General features: G+C 70.1%; 13 protein-coding genes. 7 read left to right on the top strand and 6 right to left on the bottom strand.

What is annotated here, in order from left to right; genetic code table 11:
* Positions 1 to 60 precede the first annotated feature (60 nt).
* Positions 61 to 1,689, top strand: coding sequence for a chaperonin GroEL (groL, locus tag STSP_RS01685; RefSeq protein ID WP_067271009.1), 1,629 nt, complete (start codon positions 61 to 63; stop codon positions 1,687 to 1,689).
* Between the two features lie 134 nt (positions 1,690 to 1,823).
* Here groL and STSP_RS01680 read toward each other — a convergent pair whose 3' ends face one another.
* From STSP_RS01680 to STSP_RS01670, 3 genes are all read right to left on the bottom strand, one after another.
* Positions 1,824 to 2,522, bottom strand: coding sequence for an ester cyclase (locus STSP_RS01680; RefSeq protein ID WP_067271006.1), 699 nt, complete (start codon positions 2,520 to 2,522; stop codon positions 1,824 to 1,826).
* A gap of 137 nt (positions 2,523 to 2,659) precedes the next feature.
* Complete coding sequence (locus STSP_RS01675; RefSeq protein ID WP_067271004.1) at positions 2,660 to 3,433, bottom strand: SDR family NAD(P)-dependent oxidoreductase; 774 nt, start codon at positions 3,431 to 3,433, stop codon at positions 2,660 to 2,662.
* Positions 3,434 to 3,453: 20 nt separating this feature from the next.
* The gene (locus STSP_RS01670) at positions 3,454 to 4,980 is read right to left on the bottom strand and encodes a multicopper oxidase family protein (RefSeq protein ID WP_067271002.1); all 1,527 of its coding nucleotides are present in this window, start codon (positions 4,978 to 4,980) and stop codon (positions 3,454 to 3,456) included.
* Between the two features lie 181 nt (positions 4,981 to 5,161).
* On the opposite strand from STSP_RS01670, the gene STSP_RS01665 reads away from it, so the two are divergent.
* Positions 5,162 to 6,055 carry a LysR family transcriptional regulator gene (locus STSP_RS01665; RefSeq protein WP_067270996.1) on the top strand — a complete coding sequence of 298 codons (894 nt, stop codon included), beginning with the start codon at positions 5,162 to 5,164 and terminating at the stop codon, positions 6,053 to 6,055.
* Between the two features lie 159 nt (positions 6,056 to 6,214).
* Here STSP_RS01665 and STSP_RS01660 read toward each other — a convergent pair whose 3' ends face one another.
* Complete coding sequence (locus tag STSP_RS01660; RefSeq protein ID WP_067270993.1) at positions 6,215 to 6,541, bottom strand: WhiB family transcriptional regulator; 327 nt, start codon at positions 6,539 to 6,541, stop codon at positions 6,215 to 6,217.
* 389 nt (positions 6,542 to 6,930) lie between these two features.
* Here STSP_RS01660 and STSP_RS01655 point away from each other — a divergent pair, with 389 nt between their 5' ends.
* From STSP_RS01655 to STSP_RS01640, 4 genes are all read left to right on the top strand, one after another.
* The gene (locus tag STSP_RS01655) at positions 6,931 to 7,542 is read left to right on the top strand and encodes a response regulator transcription factor (RefSeq protein WP_003948568.1); all 612 of its coding nucleotides are present in this window, start codon (positions 6,931 to 6,933) and stop codon (positions 7,540 to 7,542) included.
* Positions 7,543 to 7,832: 290 nt separating this feature from the next.
* A complete protein-coding gene (locus STSP_RS01650) occupies positions 7,833 to 8,408 on the top strand; it encodes a sigma-70 family RNA polymerase sigma factor (RefSeq protein ID WP_067270992.1) in 576 nt (191 codons plus the stop codon).
* 175 nt (positions 8,409 to 8,583) lie between these two features.
* Entirely contained in the window at positions 8,584 to 10,092 is a 1,509-nt protein-coding gene (guaB, locus tag STSP_RS01645; protein ID WP_067270990.1) for an IMP dehydrogenase, read from the top strand.
* A gap of 103 nt (positions 10,093 to 10,195) precedes the next feature.
* Positions 10,196 to 11,320, top strand: a complete 1,125-nt coding sequence (locus STSP_RS01640) for a GuaB3 family IMP dehydrogenase-related protein (protein ID WP_067270988.1) — start codon at positions 10,196 to 10,198, stop codon at positions 11,318 to 11,320.
* Between the two features lie 207 nt (positions 11,321 to 11,527).
* Here the strand turns inward: STSP_RS01640 and STSP_RS01635 are convergent, their stop codons facing one another.
* Positions 11,528 to 12,838 carry a nucleotide sugar dehydrogenase gene (locus STSP_RS01635; protein WP_067270985.1) on the bottom strand — a complete coding sequence of 437 codons (1,311 nt, stop codon included), beginning with the start codon at positions 12,836 to 12,838 and terminating at the stop codon, positions 11,528 to 11,530.
* 264 nt (positions 12,839 to 13,102) lie between these two features.
* Between STSP_RS01635 and STSP_RS01630 the strand changes: the two genes are divergently transcribed.
* A complete protein-coding gene (locus STSP_RS01630; protein WP_078066804.1) occupies positions 13,103 to 14,809 on the top strand; it encodes a glycerol-3-phosphate dehydrogenase/oxidase in 1,707 nt (568 codons plus the stop codon).
* 25 nt (positions 14,810 to 14,834) lie between these two features.
* Here STSP_RS01630 and STSP_RS01625 read toward each other — a convergent pair whose 3' ends face one another.
* Positions 14,835 to 15,878: a serine hydrolase domain-containing protein gene (locus STSP_RS01625; protein ID WP_067270981.1), complete on the bottom strand. Its 1,044-nt coding sequence runs from the start codon at positions 15,876 to 15,878 to the stop codon at positions 14,835 to 14,837.
* Positions 15,879 to 15,890 lie beyond the last annotated feature (12 nt).

The following is a 15,890-nucleotide window of genomic DNA, read 5'->3' as shown; positions in this document are numbered from 1 at the left end:
CGCCGGGCGGCGAGGGGCGCAGTTCTTTCATACGAGTTCCGAGAGGGCTGAAACGCTCCCATGGCGAAGATCCTGAAGTTCGACGAGGACGCCCGTCGCGCCCTCGAGCGCGGCGTCAACAAGCTCGCCGACACGGTCAAGGTGACGATCGGCCCCAAGGGCCGCAACGTCGTCATCGACAAGAAGTTCGGCGCCCCCACCATCACCAACGACGGTGTCACGATCGCCCGTGAGGTCGAGATCGAGGACCCGTACGAGAACCTCGGCGCCCAGCTGGTGAAGGAGGTGGCGACCAAGACCAACGACATCGCGGGTGACGGCACCACCACCGCCACCGTGCTGGCCCAGGCCCTGGTCAAGGAGGGTCTGCGCAACGTCGCCGCCGGTGCTTCCCCGGCCGCCCTGAAGAAGGGCATCGACGCCGCCGTCGCCGCCGTCTCCGACGAGCTGCTCGCGACCGCGCGCCCGATCGAGGAGAAGTCCGACATCGCCGCCGTCGCCGCGCTGTCCGCACAGGACCAGCAGGTCGGCGAGCTCATCGCCGAGGCGATGGACAAGGTCGGCAAGGACGGTGTCATCACCGTCGAGGAGTCCAACACCTTCGGTCTGGAGCTGGACTTCACCGAGGGCATGGCCTTCGACAAGGGCTACCTGTCGCCGTACTTCGTGACGGACCAGGAGCGCATGGAGGCCGTTCTGGAGGACCCGTACATCCTCATCAACCAGGGCAAGATCTCCTCCATCCAGGACCTGCTGCCGCTCCTCGAGAAGGTCATCCAGGCCGGCGCCTCCAAGCCGCTGCTGATCATCGCCGAGGACGTCGAGGGCGAGGCCCTGTCCACCCTCGTCGTGAACAAGATCCGCGGCACCTTCAACGCCGTCGCGGTGAAGGCCCCGGGCTTCGGCGACCGCCGCAAGGCGATGCTGCAGGACATGGCGGTCCTCACCGGCGCCCAGGTCGTCGCCGAGGAGGTCGGCCTCAAGCTCGACCAGGTCGGCCTGGAGGTGCTCGGCACCGCCCGCCGCGTGACCGTCACCAAGGACGACACCACCATCGTCGACGGCGGCGGCAAGTCCGAGGACGTCGCGGGCCGCGTCGCCCAGATCAAGGCCGAGATCGAGACCACCGACTCCGACTGGGACCGCGAGAAGCTCCAGGAGCGCCTCGCGAAGCTGGCCGGCGGCGTGTGCGTGATCAAGGTCGGCGCCGCCACCGAGGTGGAGCTGAAGGAGAAGAAGCACCGTCTGGAGGACGCCATCTCCGCGACCCGCGCCGCGGTCGAGGAGGGCATCGTCTCCGGTGGCGGCTCCGCGCTCGTCCACGCCGTGAAGGTACTCGAGGGCAACCTCGGCAAGACCGGCGACGAGGCCACCGGTGTCTCGGTCGTCCGCCGCGCCGCCGTCGAGCCGCTGCGCTGGATCGCCGAGAACGCCGGCCTCGAGGGCTACGTCATCGTCTCCAAGGTGGCCGAGCTCGAGAAGGGCAACGGCTACAACGCCGCCACCGGCGAGTACGGCGACCTGGTGAAGTCCGGCGTCATCGACCCGGTCAAGGTCACCCGCTCCGCCCTGGAGAACGCCGCCTCCATCGCCTCGCTGCTGCTCACGACCGAGACCCTGGTCGTCGAGAAGCCGGCCGAGGAGGAGGCCGAGGCCGGTCACGGCCACGGCCACGGGCACGCGCACTGACGTCCCGCGGGCGCGCCCGCTGACGTCACGTCGGCTGACGACGAAGGAAGGTCCCGTTCCCTCAGGGAACGGGACCTTCCCGTTTCGATGGCTGGTCGTCGACGGCTGTGCCCCGCGGCTGTATCCGCCGTTTGCTACATCTCCAGTGCCTCCAGCTGCCCCATCAGGCCCAGCCTGTCGTACTGCCACCAGCCCTCGACGATCTTGCCGTCCTCGCGGCACCGGTGGATGGTCGTGCCGGTCATGGTGACCTGCTTGTTGCTGGCCGGAATCCCCATGAACTCGCCGTTGTGGGTGGCGTTCCAGGTCCAGCGGGTGCAGACCCGGTCGCCCTCGGCGAGCTGGTCGTCAATGGTGAACGTGGAGTCGAAGCCGCCCCGCCACATCTCTATCTCGCGGCGGACCGCGTCCATCCCGATGTTGTCCTGCTCGAAGGACGGATCGTGGTCGTGGTAGTTCTCCGTAAGGAATCCGTCGAGCGGTGGAAGGTCGCCCTTCGTCGCGATCGTCTCGAAGAACCTGCGGCAGGTGTCCTTGTAGAGCTGCTCGTCCCGGATGATGTCCAGGTCCGTGAACGTCGGCATCTCGTCGCAGAGGGCCACCATCTCCCGGAAGATCCGGTCCGTCTCCGGGAGGTTCGAGTTCCTCATCGCGTCCTCGTACGACGGGAACTCGACGATCTCGATGAAGTGCGAGTCATCGGACCGGTCCTTGCCGATGATGCTGTGCGAGGCGGTCCGCTTGCCCTTGGTCTGCTCGACCCATGTGTCCATGAGCCGGTTCATCTCGTCGAATCTGCTCGTCTTGCAGTCAATGAGCTGGACGAACGTCATGGCGCCTCCCGAAGTGCTCGGGCCCGGTGGGATGCCACCATTTTAGTGAAAAATCCGATTCGATCGGGTTTGCGTAATTCGGTCGACGCCCCAGATTCAACGGAGCGGGATTCGCCGAGTCCTCCCGGAGGCGAAGGTCACTGGGGCCCGTACTTCCGCCCCGTCTTCGAGGAGATCCCGCCCACCAGCGACCGCGGGGCCACCTTCACCAGCCCCATCAGCGCCTTGTACCGCGGGTCCGGAACCGACAGCGTCTTGCCGCGGGACAGATCGGCCAGTGCGGCCGTGACCAGCTTGTCCGCGTCCAGCCACATCCACTTCGGGATGCTGTCCGTGCTCATCCCGGCACGCTGGTGGAACTCGGTCCGTACGAAGCCGGGGCACAGCGCCATCAGCCGTACGCCCGAGCCGGCCAGGTCCTTCGCCGCACCCTGCGTGAACTGCACGACCCACGCCTTCGACGCCCCGTACGTCCCGCGCGGCACGAACGCCGCCACCGAGGCGACGTTGATCACGGCGCCCCGGCCGCGCTCCCGCATCGCCTCCGCCGCCGCCGACGTCAGCCGGAGCACCGCCTCGCAGTGCACCTTGAGCATCGTCAGCTCGTCGGCCATGGAGACGTCCAGATAGCGGCCCTTGTTGCCGAAGCCCGCGTTGTTGACCAGCAGGTCGACGGGGCTCCTGGGGTCCTTCAGGCGCCTGGCGACCGCCTCGATGCCGTCCTCCGTCGCGAGGTCCGCCGTCAGCACCTCCGCCTCGATGCCGTGCCGGTCGTGCAACTCGGTGGCCTGTTCGCGCAGCCGCTTGGTGTCGCGCGCCACCAGGACCAGGTTGCGGCCGTCTGCGGCGAGACGCCGCGCGAAGGCGGCGCCGATGCCCGCCGTGGATCCCGTAATCAGAGCCGTTGTCATGGATCAAGGCTAGTGACCACTCAGTGGCGGTGCTCGCCGGGCGGTGCACCTGCCTCACCGGCCGGGGCGCCCGCCCGCTGCCCCTTCTCGACCACCACGAACTGCCCCATCATTCCCTCGTCCTCGTGGTAGAGCAGATGGCAGTGGTACATGTACGGGCTGTCCGGATCTGCCGGACCGTCGAACCGCATGGCGAGCTTCACGGTCGTGCCGTGCGGCACGAACACCGTGTCCTTGGGCCCGCGCAGACGGGGCGGCGGGGCCTCGCCGTTCACCTCCAGCACCCGGAACTGCACGTCGTGCACGTGGAAGTTGTGCGGCATGCCGTCGTCGCTGCGCAGGGTCCAGACCTCGGTCGTACCGCGGGTGACGGTCTCGTCCACCCGGCCCATGTCCATCGGACGGCCGTTGATCCCGGTCCGTTCCAGATCGAAGTGCCGCGCCCGCACCGCGTCGTCGCCGGCCGGCACCTCCAACTCGCCCAGCCGGGCGGGGAGTGCGGGTGAGGGGCGCAGCCGTTCGGCGGCCCGCAGCTGCAGTACGTCGAAGGAGTCGCCGCCGCCGTTGAACCGCCGCTGCCACGCGTCCCCGTAGTTGCCCTGCGGGAAGCTGCGCAGCACGGTCCGCTCGCCCGGCTTCATCCGCACCACGATCTCCGCCCGCTCACCCGGCGACAGCTGCACCCGCTCCATCCGCGCCGGCCGCTCCAGCAGCCCGCCGTCCGTACCGACGAGCGAGAAGGCACGACCGTCGGACAAGCCGAAGTCGTACGTGCGGGCGGTCGACGCGTTGAGCAGCCGCAGCCGTACGAGCTCGTCGCGGACTTCTTGGTACGGGCTGAGCGTGCCGTTGACCAAGGTCCTCTCGCCGAGGAAGCCCGCGTTCTGCATCAGCCCGCGGCCGTGGTCGAACGTCGCCCCGTCGAACGTCACGTCCTGCACGATCACGGGCAGGTCGTCGACCCCGTACCTCTTCGGCAGCGCCAGCCGCTCGGACCTCTCGTCGTCGAGGATGAACATCCCGGCCAGACCGCGCTGCACATGCTTCTCGGTCGCGCCGTGGGGATGCGGGTGGTACCAGAGGGTCGCCGCAGGCTGGTCGACCGTCCAGTGCGGGGACCAGCTGCCGCCCGCCTCCACCATCTGGTGGGGACCGCCGTCCATCTCGGCGGGCAGGTGCATGCCGTGCCAGTGCACGGTCGAGGCCTCGTCGAGGCCGTTGCGGATCCGCACGCGGACCTTCTCCCCGCGCTCGGCACGCAGCGTCGGCCCGAGATAGGCGCCGTTGAACCCCCAGGTGCTGGTGCTCTGCCCGTCCCTGAACTCGGTCTCGCCCGCCTGCATCCGCAGGTCGAACACGCGAGTACCGTCCTTGGCGACCTGGGACTGCGCCAGCGGGGGTATCGCCAGCTCGTTGCCGAACGACTCCTTGCCGACCGTGCTCACGCCGGCGCTGTTCCACAGCCACAGGAACAGCCCGCCGACGGCCAGCGCCAGGGCGGTGACGGCCGAGACGAGAATGATGAGGACGCGCTTGAAGCGGGACATACGACGAGACTCGCCGCGCGCCTGCCCCCAGGGCATCGGGGACGGCCCCCCATCGACCCCCGACTCAACCCTCATACACCCCCGAACCCAATCTCTTCCGGGAAGGCCCGCCAGGCAGGTGCACGTAAAGTCCGCGTCGTAAAATGCCGGGTCTCCCCCAAGTAACGCTTATGCTCGAGGGGTGATCGAGGCCCGTCATCTCCGTGTCCTGCGCGCCGTGGCCGTCACGGGCTCCTTCTCGGCGGCGGCCCGCGAGCTCGGCTGCACCCAGCCCGCGGTCAGCCAGCAGATGAAGGCCCTCGAATCCTCCACCGGTACGCCGCTGCTGATCCGCACGGGCCGCGAGATGCGGCTCACGCAGGCGGGCGAGGCACTGGTCCGGCACGCCACGACCATCCTCGCCGGCCTCACCGCGGCCGAGGAGGAGATCGCCGCCATCGCGGGCCTGCGGGCCGGCCGCGTCCGGCTCGTCTCCTTTCCCAGCGGCAGCTCCACGCTCGTGCCCTCCGCGCTGGCCGCGCTGCGCGCCGCACACCCCGGCACCCGTGTCTCCCTGGTGGAGGCCGAACCGCCGCGCTCGGTCGAGATGCTCCGCGAGGGCGACTGCGATGTGACGCTAGCGTTCCGCTACGAGGGTGCCGGTGCCGGGGAGTGGGACGACCTGGTGGTGCGCCCCCTGCTCGCCGACCGGCTCGTCTGCCTCGTCCCGCACGGCCACCGGCTCGCCGGGTCGCAGGCGCTCGCCATCGGAGAGCTCGCCGACGAGCCGTGGATCGCGGGCTGCCCGCGCTGCCGGCGGCAGCTGGTCGAGGTCTGCCGGAGCGCGGGCTTCGAGCCCCGCATCGACTTCGCCACCGACGACTATCCGGCGGTGGTCGGGCTGGTCGGGGCCGGTCTCGGAGTGGCCGTACTGCCCGAGCTCGCACTGGAATCCGTACGCCCGAAGGGGGTGCGGGCGGTGGCGGTCGAGCCCTCGGTGCGGCGCGAGATCGTCGCGCTCACGCTGCCGGATCTGGCCCAGGTGCCGGCGGTGGCGGCGACGCTCGATCACCTCGCCCGAGCCGCGGCGCGTTAGGCGCGAGGGCGGCTGCCTGCGAAGCCGGACAAGGCCCTGGGGAGCCGGATGAGGGCTCGGGGAAGCCGGCACCGGAAACAGAACAGGCACGCATGCGCGTGCCCCTTGCAGGAGCCCCTCCTGCAAAAACGATCCTTCGATAAGTCGCTGCGCTTCGCGTCAGTGCTCGCCGCCGGCGCCCCCCGTCGTGGAAGCCGGCACCAGCCGGTTGCGCGCGCGGCCCATGAGCTCCTCGCGCTCGTCCTCGGTCAGCCCGCCCCACACGCCGTAGGGCTCGCGCACCGCCAGGGCGTGGGCGGCGCACTCTGCGCGCACCGGGCATCGCATGCAGACCTCTTTGGCCGAGTTCTCGCGGGCACTCCGCGCCGCTCCCCGCTCGCCCTCCGGGTGGAAGAAGAGCGAACTGTCGACTCCGCGGCAGGCCGCGAGCAGCTGCCAGTCCCACAGATCTGCGTTCGGTCCGGGAAGGCGGGAGAAATCTGCCATCGCTTGTCCCCTTGTAGCCGTTCTGGCGCGGACAGTGCCCACGACCGTACATCTACTGTCTAAGGAGATGAAAATATGACTCTTTGCGAATCTAGTCGCAGACACCGAGAAATGGAAAGAAAAGGCGCCTGAATGGGGCATAGGGGGCGTCAGAACTGCGAGCGGTAGCCGCGCGACCTGCGCTGTGTCCGTACCCTCACGTAGAGTGCCGAAGGTGGCTGACCGACCCGTAACTCTTTCGAGTGACCGTCGTTGAGTCTGGCGGAAGCGGTTGAAGGAACAAGCGCTCGGGCAGACCGCCTGTCGGCTGTCGAGCGTCGACCGCACAGGTGACGATCCGTACCAGCCTGGAGGTTCAAGGTGACGCGCATCAGTTGCGGAGGGCGGCCATGACATCCGTCCTCGTCTGCGACGACTCCCCGCTTGCCCGAGAGGCGCTTCGCCGCGCGGTCGCGACCGTGCCCGGCGTCGAGCGTGTGACGACAGCGGCCAACGGCGAGGAAGTCCTCCGCCGCTGGGGGGCCGACCGCTCGGACCTGATTCTGATGGACGTACGCATGCCCGGTCTGGGGGGCGTGGAGACGGTCCGTCGTCTGCTTTCCGCAGATCCGGGGGCCCGGATCATCATGCTCACCGTCGCCGAGGACCTGGACGGCGTCGCGCTCGCCGTCGCCGCAGGTGCTCGGGGCTATCTGCACAAGGACGCCTCCCGGGCCGAACTGCGTGCCACCGTGACGCAGGCGCTCGCCGACCCGACCTGGCGCCTCGCCCCGCGCAGGCTGCGCTCCGCCGAGATGGGTGCGGCACCGACGCTCACCGCACGTGAGATCCAGGTGCTCGAGGGCATGAGTCACGGCCGGTCGAACGCCGAGATCGGCCGGGAGCTCTTCCTGTCCGAGGACACCGTCAAGACGCACGCCCGGCGGCTGTTCAAGAAGCTCGGCGCCTCGGACCGTGCGCACGCGGTGGCGCTCGGTTTCCGCTGGGGCCTGGTCCGTTAGGTGTGCCGCCGCGGGGGTACGACGATCCCCGCCCGCCGTACGGTGGGCGGGGCGGCGGATGCCCGCTTCCGCCCGCCACGACAGCGCTTGGTGTCCCCGCCGCGGCATCGCCTTGTGTCGCTTCGCGGCCGATGCCGCATCCTTGAGGTGTGGAGTTCCTCGGGGACGAGTCGGTCGAGCGGAAGGGGAGGGCGCAGGAGATGAGTTCCGGCGCACCTACTCATAACGCTTCGGTGCACAACTACGAGCGCGGTGGCACGGAGCGGCCAGCCGCAAGGCACCATGGACCGATGCACGAGGACGGGACGACGGTGATCGGTGCGCTCGTCCATCGTGCCGTCGAGGGCGATGAGCAGGCCACACATGACCTGCTCGCCCACGTCCACCCCCTCGCCCTTCGCTACTGCCGTACGCGGCTGTCCCGGCTGCCGGGTGATGCCCGCCACTTCGTGGAGGACCTGGCGCAGGAGGTGTGCGTGGCGGTGCTGCTTGCCCTGCCGCGCTACAAGGACACGGGGCGCCCCTTCGAGGCCTTCGTCTTCGCCATCGCCGCGCACAAGGTCGCCGACCTGCAGCGCGCCGCCATGCGCCACCCGGGCTCCACGGCCGTCCCGTCGGACGAGATGCCCGAGCGGCCCGACGACTCGCTCGGCCCGGAGGAGCGGGCCCTGCTGAGCAGCGATGCCGAGTGGGCGAAGAAGCTCCTCGCGAACCTGCCGGAGAACCAGCGCGAGCTGCTGCTCCTGCGGATCGCCGTCGGCCTCACGGCCGAGGAGACGGGCCAGATGCTGGGGATGTCGCCAGGGGCGGTGCGGGTGGCGCAGCATCGGGCGCTGAGCCGGTTGCGGGCGTTGGCTGAGCAGTAGGCACGGCTGGGGGCCCTGAGGTGGGCCCGGGGCGCCGGCCGGGTCGAAGCCTGCAGGGCCGCCGTCACGTACGAACGTACAAAGCTGCTCGACGATCTTGTTCGTGGAATGAGACGCCTCCGGTTCCCGTTAGCATGGACATCCGCACCGATCAAGGCCATTTGGAGAAGGTGTCATGACTGCCAACGTCGACGGAGTGCCCGACAAATTCGCGACACTCGGGCTGACCTACGACGATGTGCTGCTGCTGCCGGGCGCTTCGGACATGGCGCCCGACCAGATCGACACCTCCTCGTATCTGTCCAAGAACGTCCGGATCAACATCCCGCTGCTGTCCGCGGCCATGGACAAGGTCACCGAGGCGCGCATGGCGATCGCGATGGCCCGTCAGGGCGGCGCCGGTGTGCTGCACCGCAACCTCTCCATCGAGGACCAGGCCAACCAGGTCGACCTGGTGAAGCGGTCCGAGTCCGGCATGGTCGCCGACCCGATCACCGTGCACCCGGACGCGACGCTCGCCGAGGCCGACGCGCTCTGCGCGAAGTTCCGCATCAGCGGCGTCCCGGTCACGGACCCCGCGGGCAAGCTGCTCGGCATCGTCACCAACCGTGACATGGCCTTCGAGCCCGACCGCTCGCGCCAGGTGCGCGAGGTCATGACGCCGATGCCGCTGGTCACCGGCAAGGTCGGCATCTCCGGCGTGGACGCCATGGAGCTGCTGCGCCGCCACAAGATCGAGAAGCTTCCGCTGGTCGACGACACCGGCGTCCTCAAGGGCCTCATCACGGTCAAGGACTTCGTGAAGGCCGAGCAGTACCCGAACGCGGCCAAGGACGCGGAGGGCCGACTCGTTGTCGGTGCCGCCGTCGGCGTCGCGGGCGACGCCTTCGAGCGTGCCCAGGCGCTGATCGAGGCGGGCGCCGACTTCATCGTCGTCGACACCGCGCACGGCCACTCCAGGCTTGTCGGCGACATGGTCGCCAAGATCAAGTCGAACTCGTCCGGCGTAGACGTCATCGGCGGCAATGTCGCCACGCGCGACGGCGCCCAGGCGCTCATCGACTCCGGTGTCGACGGCATCAAGGTGGGCGTCGGCCCCGGCTCCATCTGCACCACCCGTGTCGTCGCCGGCATCGGCGTACCGCAGGTCACGGCCATCTACGAGGCGTCGCTCGCCGCCAAGGCGGCCGGGGTTCCGGTCATCGGCGACGGTGGCCTGCAGTACTCGGGCGACATTGCGAAGGCGCTGGTCGCGGGCGCGGACACGGTGATGCTGGGCTCGCTGCTCGCGGGCTGTGAGGAGTCGCCGGGCGAGCTGCAGTTCATCAATGGCAAGCAGTTCAAGTCGTACCGCGGCATGGGTTCGCTGGGCGCGATGCAGACCCGCGGCGACCGGAAGTCCTTCTCCAAGGACCGCTACTTCCAGGAGGGCGTCGCCTCCGACGAGAAGCTGGTTCCCGAGGGCATCGAGGGCCAGGTCCCCTACCGCGGTCCGCTTTCGTCCGTGGTCCACCAGCTGGTCGGCGGGCTTCGCCAGTCGATGTTCTACGTCGGTGGGCGTACCGTTCCGGAGCTGCAGGAGCGCGGACGGTTCGTACGGATCACGTCGGCGGGTCTCAAGGAGAGCCACCCGCACGACATCCAGATGACGGTCGAGGCGCCGAACTACAGCCGCAAGGGCTGAGCACGCGCGCGTGCAGGGCGGTCCCGGAGGTTCCGGGGCCGCCCTCGTCATGTGTGTCGGGGATACTGGAAGACGCTGAAACGCAGAGGGAAAGGCCACAGACGTGACTGAGATCGAGATCGGGCGCGGCAAGCGCGGCCGCCGGGCGTATGCGTTCGACGACATCGCCGTCGTCCCGAGCCGCCGCACGCGGGACCCGAAGGAGGTCTCGATCGCCTGGCAGATCGACGCCTACCGCTTCGAGCTGCCCTTCCTGGCCGCCCCCATGGACTCGGTCGTGTCGCCGGCCACCGCCATCCGCATCGGCGAGCTCGGCGGCCTGGGCGTGCTGAACCTCGAGGGTCTGTGGACGCGGTACGAAGACCCGCAGCCGCTGCTCGACGAGATCGCGGAGCTCCCGGTGGAGACCGCGACCCGCCGCCTCCAGGAGATCTACGCGGCCCCGATCAGGGAGGAACTGATCGGCCAGCGGATCAAGGAGGTACGCGACTCGGGCGTGGTCACCGCGGCCGCGCTGTCGCCGCAGCGTACGGCCCAGTTCTCCAAGGCCGTGGTGGACGCGGGTGTCGACATCTTCGTGATCCGCGGTACGACGGTGTCGGCCGAACACGTGTCGAGCGCCGCCGAGCCCCTCAACCTGAAGCAGTTCATCTACGAGCTGGACGTGCCCGTCATCGTCGGCGGCTGCGCCACGTACACCGCTGCGCTGCACCTCATGCGCACGGGTGCGGCGGGCGTGCTGGTCGGCTTCGGCGGCGGCGCCGCGCACACCACGCGCAACGTGCTCGGCATCCAGGTGCCGATGGCGACCGCCGTCGCCGACGTGGCCGCCGCCCGACGTGACTACATGGACGAGTCCGGCGGCCGCTATGTCCACGTGATCGCGGACGGCGGCGTGGGCTGGTCCGGCGACCTGCCGAAGGCCATCGCCTGCGGCGCCGACGCCGTGATGATGGGCTCCCCGCTGGCGCGCGCCACGGACGCGCCCGGCAAGGGCCACCACTGGGGCATGGAGGCCGTCAACGAGGAGCTGCCGCGCGGCAAGAAGGTGGACCTCGGAACGGTCGGCACGATCGAGGAGGTCCTCACCGGTCCGTCGCACACGCCCGACGGCTCGATGAACTTCTTCGGCGCCCTGCGCCGCGCAATGGCGACGACGGGTTACAGCGAGCTCAAGGAGTTCCAGCGGGTCGAGGTGACGGTGGCGGACTCGCAGCACAAGCGGTGACGTGACGCTGGCCGCTGGCTGAGCTGGTTTCGGGGGCGCCCTCCTTGTTGGGGGGCGCCCCCGGCGTTTCGTCGTGGGCATGGACCGTTGTGGGCAGGCGTTCCGCAGGGCGATGGGGGTACCTCCCAGGCCCTTAAGGCACTGGGGGAGGGTGGGCACAACCCCACGACGGCGGGTGCCTGAAGGTCGTCGGGAACCCGGCTGGGTTCAGAGGCGATGGGCCGCCCCCGCCGGGGTGGCCCCCCGTGTGTCCAGCAGCAGCTGGGCCTTCACGGCCAGCCCCTGCAGGTCGTACGTGCGGTGGGGCTGGAGGAGGAGCGTCAGGTCCGCGTCCGCCGCCGCCTCGTAGAGCGAGTCGGCACGGGGGACGGGACGGCCGAGGACGCTCCAGGCGGGGACGTACGGGTCGTGGTAGCTGACCGCGGCGCCGAGCTCCAGCAGGCGGGTGGCGATCTCCCGGGCGGGCGAGCCGTGTTGGTCGGCGAGGTCCGGCTTGTACGTGACGCCGAGGAGCAGGATGCGGGCGCCGCGGACGGACTTGCCGTGCTCGTTGAGGAGGGCCGCGGCGCGCTGGATGACGTACCGGGGCATGTGGCCGTTGACCTGCTGGGCGAGCTCGACCATCCGCAGTGGGCGGACGGTGTGCGGAGGGCCCGACAGGTCCTGCGGCACGCTGTGGCCGCCGACTCCGGGCCCGGGGCGGAAGGCCTGGAAACCGAACGGCTTGGTCTCCGCGCAGCGGATGACGTCCCACAGATCGACGCCCAAGTCGTGGCAGAGGACGGCCATTTCGTTGACCAGGGCGATGTTGACGTGCCGGTAGTTGGTCTCGAGGAGCTGAACCGTCTCGGCTTCGCGCAGGCCACGCGCGCGTACCACCTTGTCGGTGAGGCGGCCGTAGAAGGCCGCGGCCGATTCGGTGCAGGCGGAGGTGAGGCCGCCGATGACCTTGGGGGTGTTGGCGTGGCCGTGGGTGCGGTTGCCCGGTTCGGTGCGGTTCGGGGAGTACGCGAGGTGGAAGTCGCGGCCCGCGCGGAGGCCGGAGCCCTCTTCGAGGAGGGTGCGCAGGGCGCCCTCGGTGGTGCCCGGCGGGACGGGGGATTCCAGGATGACGGTGGTGTGCGGGCGCAGCCGGGCGGCCAGGACGCGGGCGGCGCCGGTGAGCGGGCCGAGGTCGAGTTCGCCGTCCGGGCCCTGCGGGACCGGTGTGCAGATGACCGCTGTGCGGACCCGGCCGAGCTCGGTGGGGTCGGTGGTGGGCCGGAAGCCGCAGGCGAGCATCCGGCGCAGTTCGGGGGCGGTGAGGGCACCGGTGTCGACGAGGGCTCCCGTGTCGAGCAGGGGGCCGGTGTCGGTGGCGTCGGCCGGGAGCCGGGCGGTGGGGCGGTCGGCGGCGGGGCCGGATCCGGTGGCGAGGCCCGGGTCGTAACCGAGCGTGGCGATGCCGGCGGCGACGGCGGCCTGGGCGAGGGGCAGGCCGATGTGGCCGAGTCCGATGACGGCGAGATCTGCGGGCATGGCGTGGGCCGTCCTTCCCGATAACCGAAGCGGGCGGATCGCGCAAGCCCTGTGGACAAGGTGGACCAGCGCAATGTCAGACTAGGAGTAAATATGACCGTTATGCGGGATTGCTGGCCCGATGATCGCCGAGTGTTGTCCACAGGCTGAGGAATGGGCGGTGGCTGAAGTCAGGCGGCGCGGTCAGAATTTGGGCATGGGGGATGCGGGCCTGGGCACACCCGAAGGGTGCGGCAGCGAGCGCGACGGAAACGGGAGGCGGCAGTGAGGACAGCGACACTGGGGCCGGCGGAGCGCGCGGAGTCACTCGCGGGCATGGCCGAGCGCGAGCTGGACGTCCTGGTCGTGGGTGCCGGCGTGGTCGGTGCGGGCACCGCACTCGACGCCGCGACGCGCGGCCTGTCGACCGGCCTGGTCGAGGCGAGGGACTGGGCGTCCGGCACCTCGAGCCGGTCGAGCAAACTGATCCACGGCGGGCTGCGCTATCTGGAGATGCTCGACTTCGCCCTGGTGCGAGAGGCGCTGAAGGAGCGCGGACTGCTCCTGGAGCGGCTCGCACCCCATCTGGTGAAGCCGGTGCCGTTCCTCTATCCGCTCCAGCACAGGGGCTGGGAGCGGCTCTACGCCGGAACGGGCGTCGCGATGTACGACACCATGTCGATGGCGCGCGGGCACGGGCGAGGGCTGCCGATGCACCGTCACCTGAGCAGGCGTCATGCGTTGCGGGTCGCGCCGTGCCTCAAGAAGGAGGCGCTGGTGGGAGCCCTCCAGTACTACGACGCGCAGATGGACGACGCCCGCTATGTGGCGACCCTGGTCCGCACGGCCGCGGCGTACGGCGCGAAGGTCGCCAACCGCGCTCGGGTGACCGGCTTCCTGCGCGAGGGCGAGCGCGTCGTCGGCGCCCGGGTGCAGGACGTGGAGGCCGGCGGGGAGTACGAGGTCCGCGCCCGGCAGGTGGTCAACGCCACCGGTGTGTGGACGGACGACACCCAGGCGATGGTGGGCGAGAGAGGGCAGTTCCACGTCCGGGCGTCCAAGGGCATCCACCTCGTCGTGCCCAAGGACCGCATCCACTCCACGACGGGCCTGATCCTGCGGACCGAGAAGTCCGTGCTGTTCGTGATCCCGTGGGGTCGGCACTGGATCATCGGCACGACGGACACGGACTGGGACCTGGACAAGGCGCATCCGGCGGCGTCGAGCGCCGACATCGACTATCTGCTGGAGCACGTCAACTCGGTGCTTGCGGTCCCGCTTTCAAGGGATGACGTCCAGGGGGTGTACGCGGGCCTGCGGCCTCTGCTCGCCGGGGAGTCGGAGGCGACGAGCAAGCTCAGCCGCGAGCACACGGTGGCACATCCGGCGCCCGGCCTCGTCGTCGTGGCGGGCGGCAAGTACACGACGTACCGGGTGATGGCCAAGGACGCGGTGGACGAGGCGGTGCACGGCCTCGACCAGCGCGTCGCGGACTGCGTCACGGAGGAGATCCCGCTCGTCGGAGCCGAGGGATACCGGGCGCTGTGGAACGCGCGGGCACGGATAGCGGCGCGCACCGGCATCCATGTGGCCCGCGTCGAGCACCTGTTGAACCGCTACGGCGCGCTCACCGAGGAGCTCCTCGACCTCATCGCAGCGGACCCGTCACTGGGCGAGCCGCTCCAGGCGGCGGACGACTATCTGCGGGCCGAGATCGTCTACGCCGCCTCGCACGAGGGCGCGCGGCACCTCGACGACGTCCTCACGCGGCGCACCCGGATATCCATAGAGACCTTCGACCGGGGCACGCGCAGCGCCCGGGAGGCCGCCGAGTTGATGGCTCCGGTGCTGGGCTGGGACGACGACCAGATCGAGCGCGAGGTGGAGCACTATCACAAGCGGGTCGAGGCCGAGCGGGAGTCCCAGCGTCAGCCGGACGACCTGACGGCGGACGCGGCGCGACTGGGGGCGCCGGACATCGTGCCTCTGTAGCGGGGGCAGCCTGCGGAGTCCGCTCTCAGGGCGCCCGGGGGCAGAATTCGGCAGCCAGCAGGGCGGGTTCGAGCTTCGGGTCGGCTATGCCGTCCGTGTTGACCCGGAGTATGAGCACGCGTCGGCCGTCGCGCGTGGCCGCGGTGCGCACATAGCTGCCGGCTATGCGTCCGTTGTGGCCCCACACCGTGGTGCCGCACGGCAGCCGTACGGGATACAGGCCCATTCCGTAGCGGCCGTGCGTGGCACGGGTGTTGAGCATCTCGCGCAGTTCGGCGGGCGGGAGCAGCCTTCCGCCGAGGAGGGCGGCGTAGAAGCGGCCCAGATCGGCGAGGGTGGAGACGAGTTCGCCGGCCGCTCCGGCGACCCGGGGGTCGAGGGCGGTGACGTCCGTGCCGGCGGCGGTGTACGAGCGGCCGTGCGGCGAGGGCAGTGAGGTGTGGGCGCCCGGGAAGGAGGTGCCCGTCAGATGAAGGGGGGTGATGATGCGGCGCTTGGCCTCGGCGGCATAGGAACGGCCGGTGACCTGCTCGATGACCATGCCGAGCACCACGTAATTGGTGTTCGAGTACGCGTAGCCGCCCCGCGTGGACGGGGGGTGCGCGAGCGCGGTGCGGACCGCCTGCAGGGGAGAGAGGGGGATGGTGCCCTGGGTGTCGGCTGTGAAGTCGTGGAGACCGCTGGTGTGCGTGAGCAGCGCCCGGAGGGTCAGCATCCGGCCGTTGTTGCCGTGGCCCCGTATCAGACCGGGGAGATGGCGGTCCACGGTGTCGGACAGGGACAGCCGGTGTTCGGCGGCGAGTTGCAATACGACCGTCGCGATGAACGTCTTGGTGATGCTGCCCGCGCGGAAGTGGTCGGCGCGCCGTATGCCGGGACCCGTACGGGCGAAGCGCGAGCCTTTTTCCTCTCGGGCCAGCAGAGCGGCCGCGGGGGCCTTGCCGCGGGTGACGAGCAACGGAAGTGCGGCGTCCGCCGGTGCTGTCGCGGAGGCCGGGGCGCTGCCCGTGGACAGGCAGAGGAGGGCCGCGGCCAGCAGCAGTGCCAGCGGTGTCCGGGGCAGGGGCATGGGTCCTCCATG

This window comes from Streptomyces jeddahensis (assembly GCF_001642995.1).
Lineage (GTDB): Bacteria > Actinomycetota > Actinomycetes > Streptomycetales > Streptomycetaceae > Streptomyces > Streptomyces jeddahensis.
Note: the sequence above shows the minus strand (reverse complement) of the source record. Positions and strands in the feature narration are given on the sequence as shown.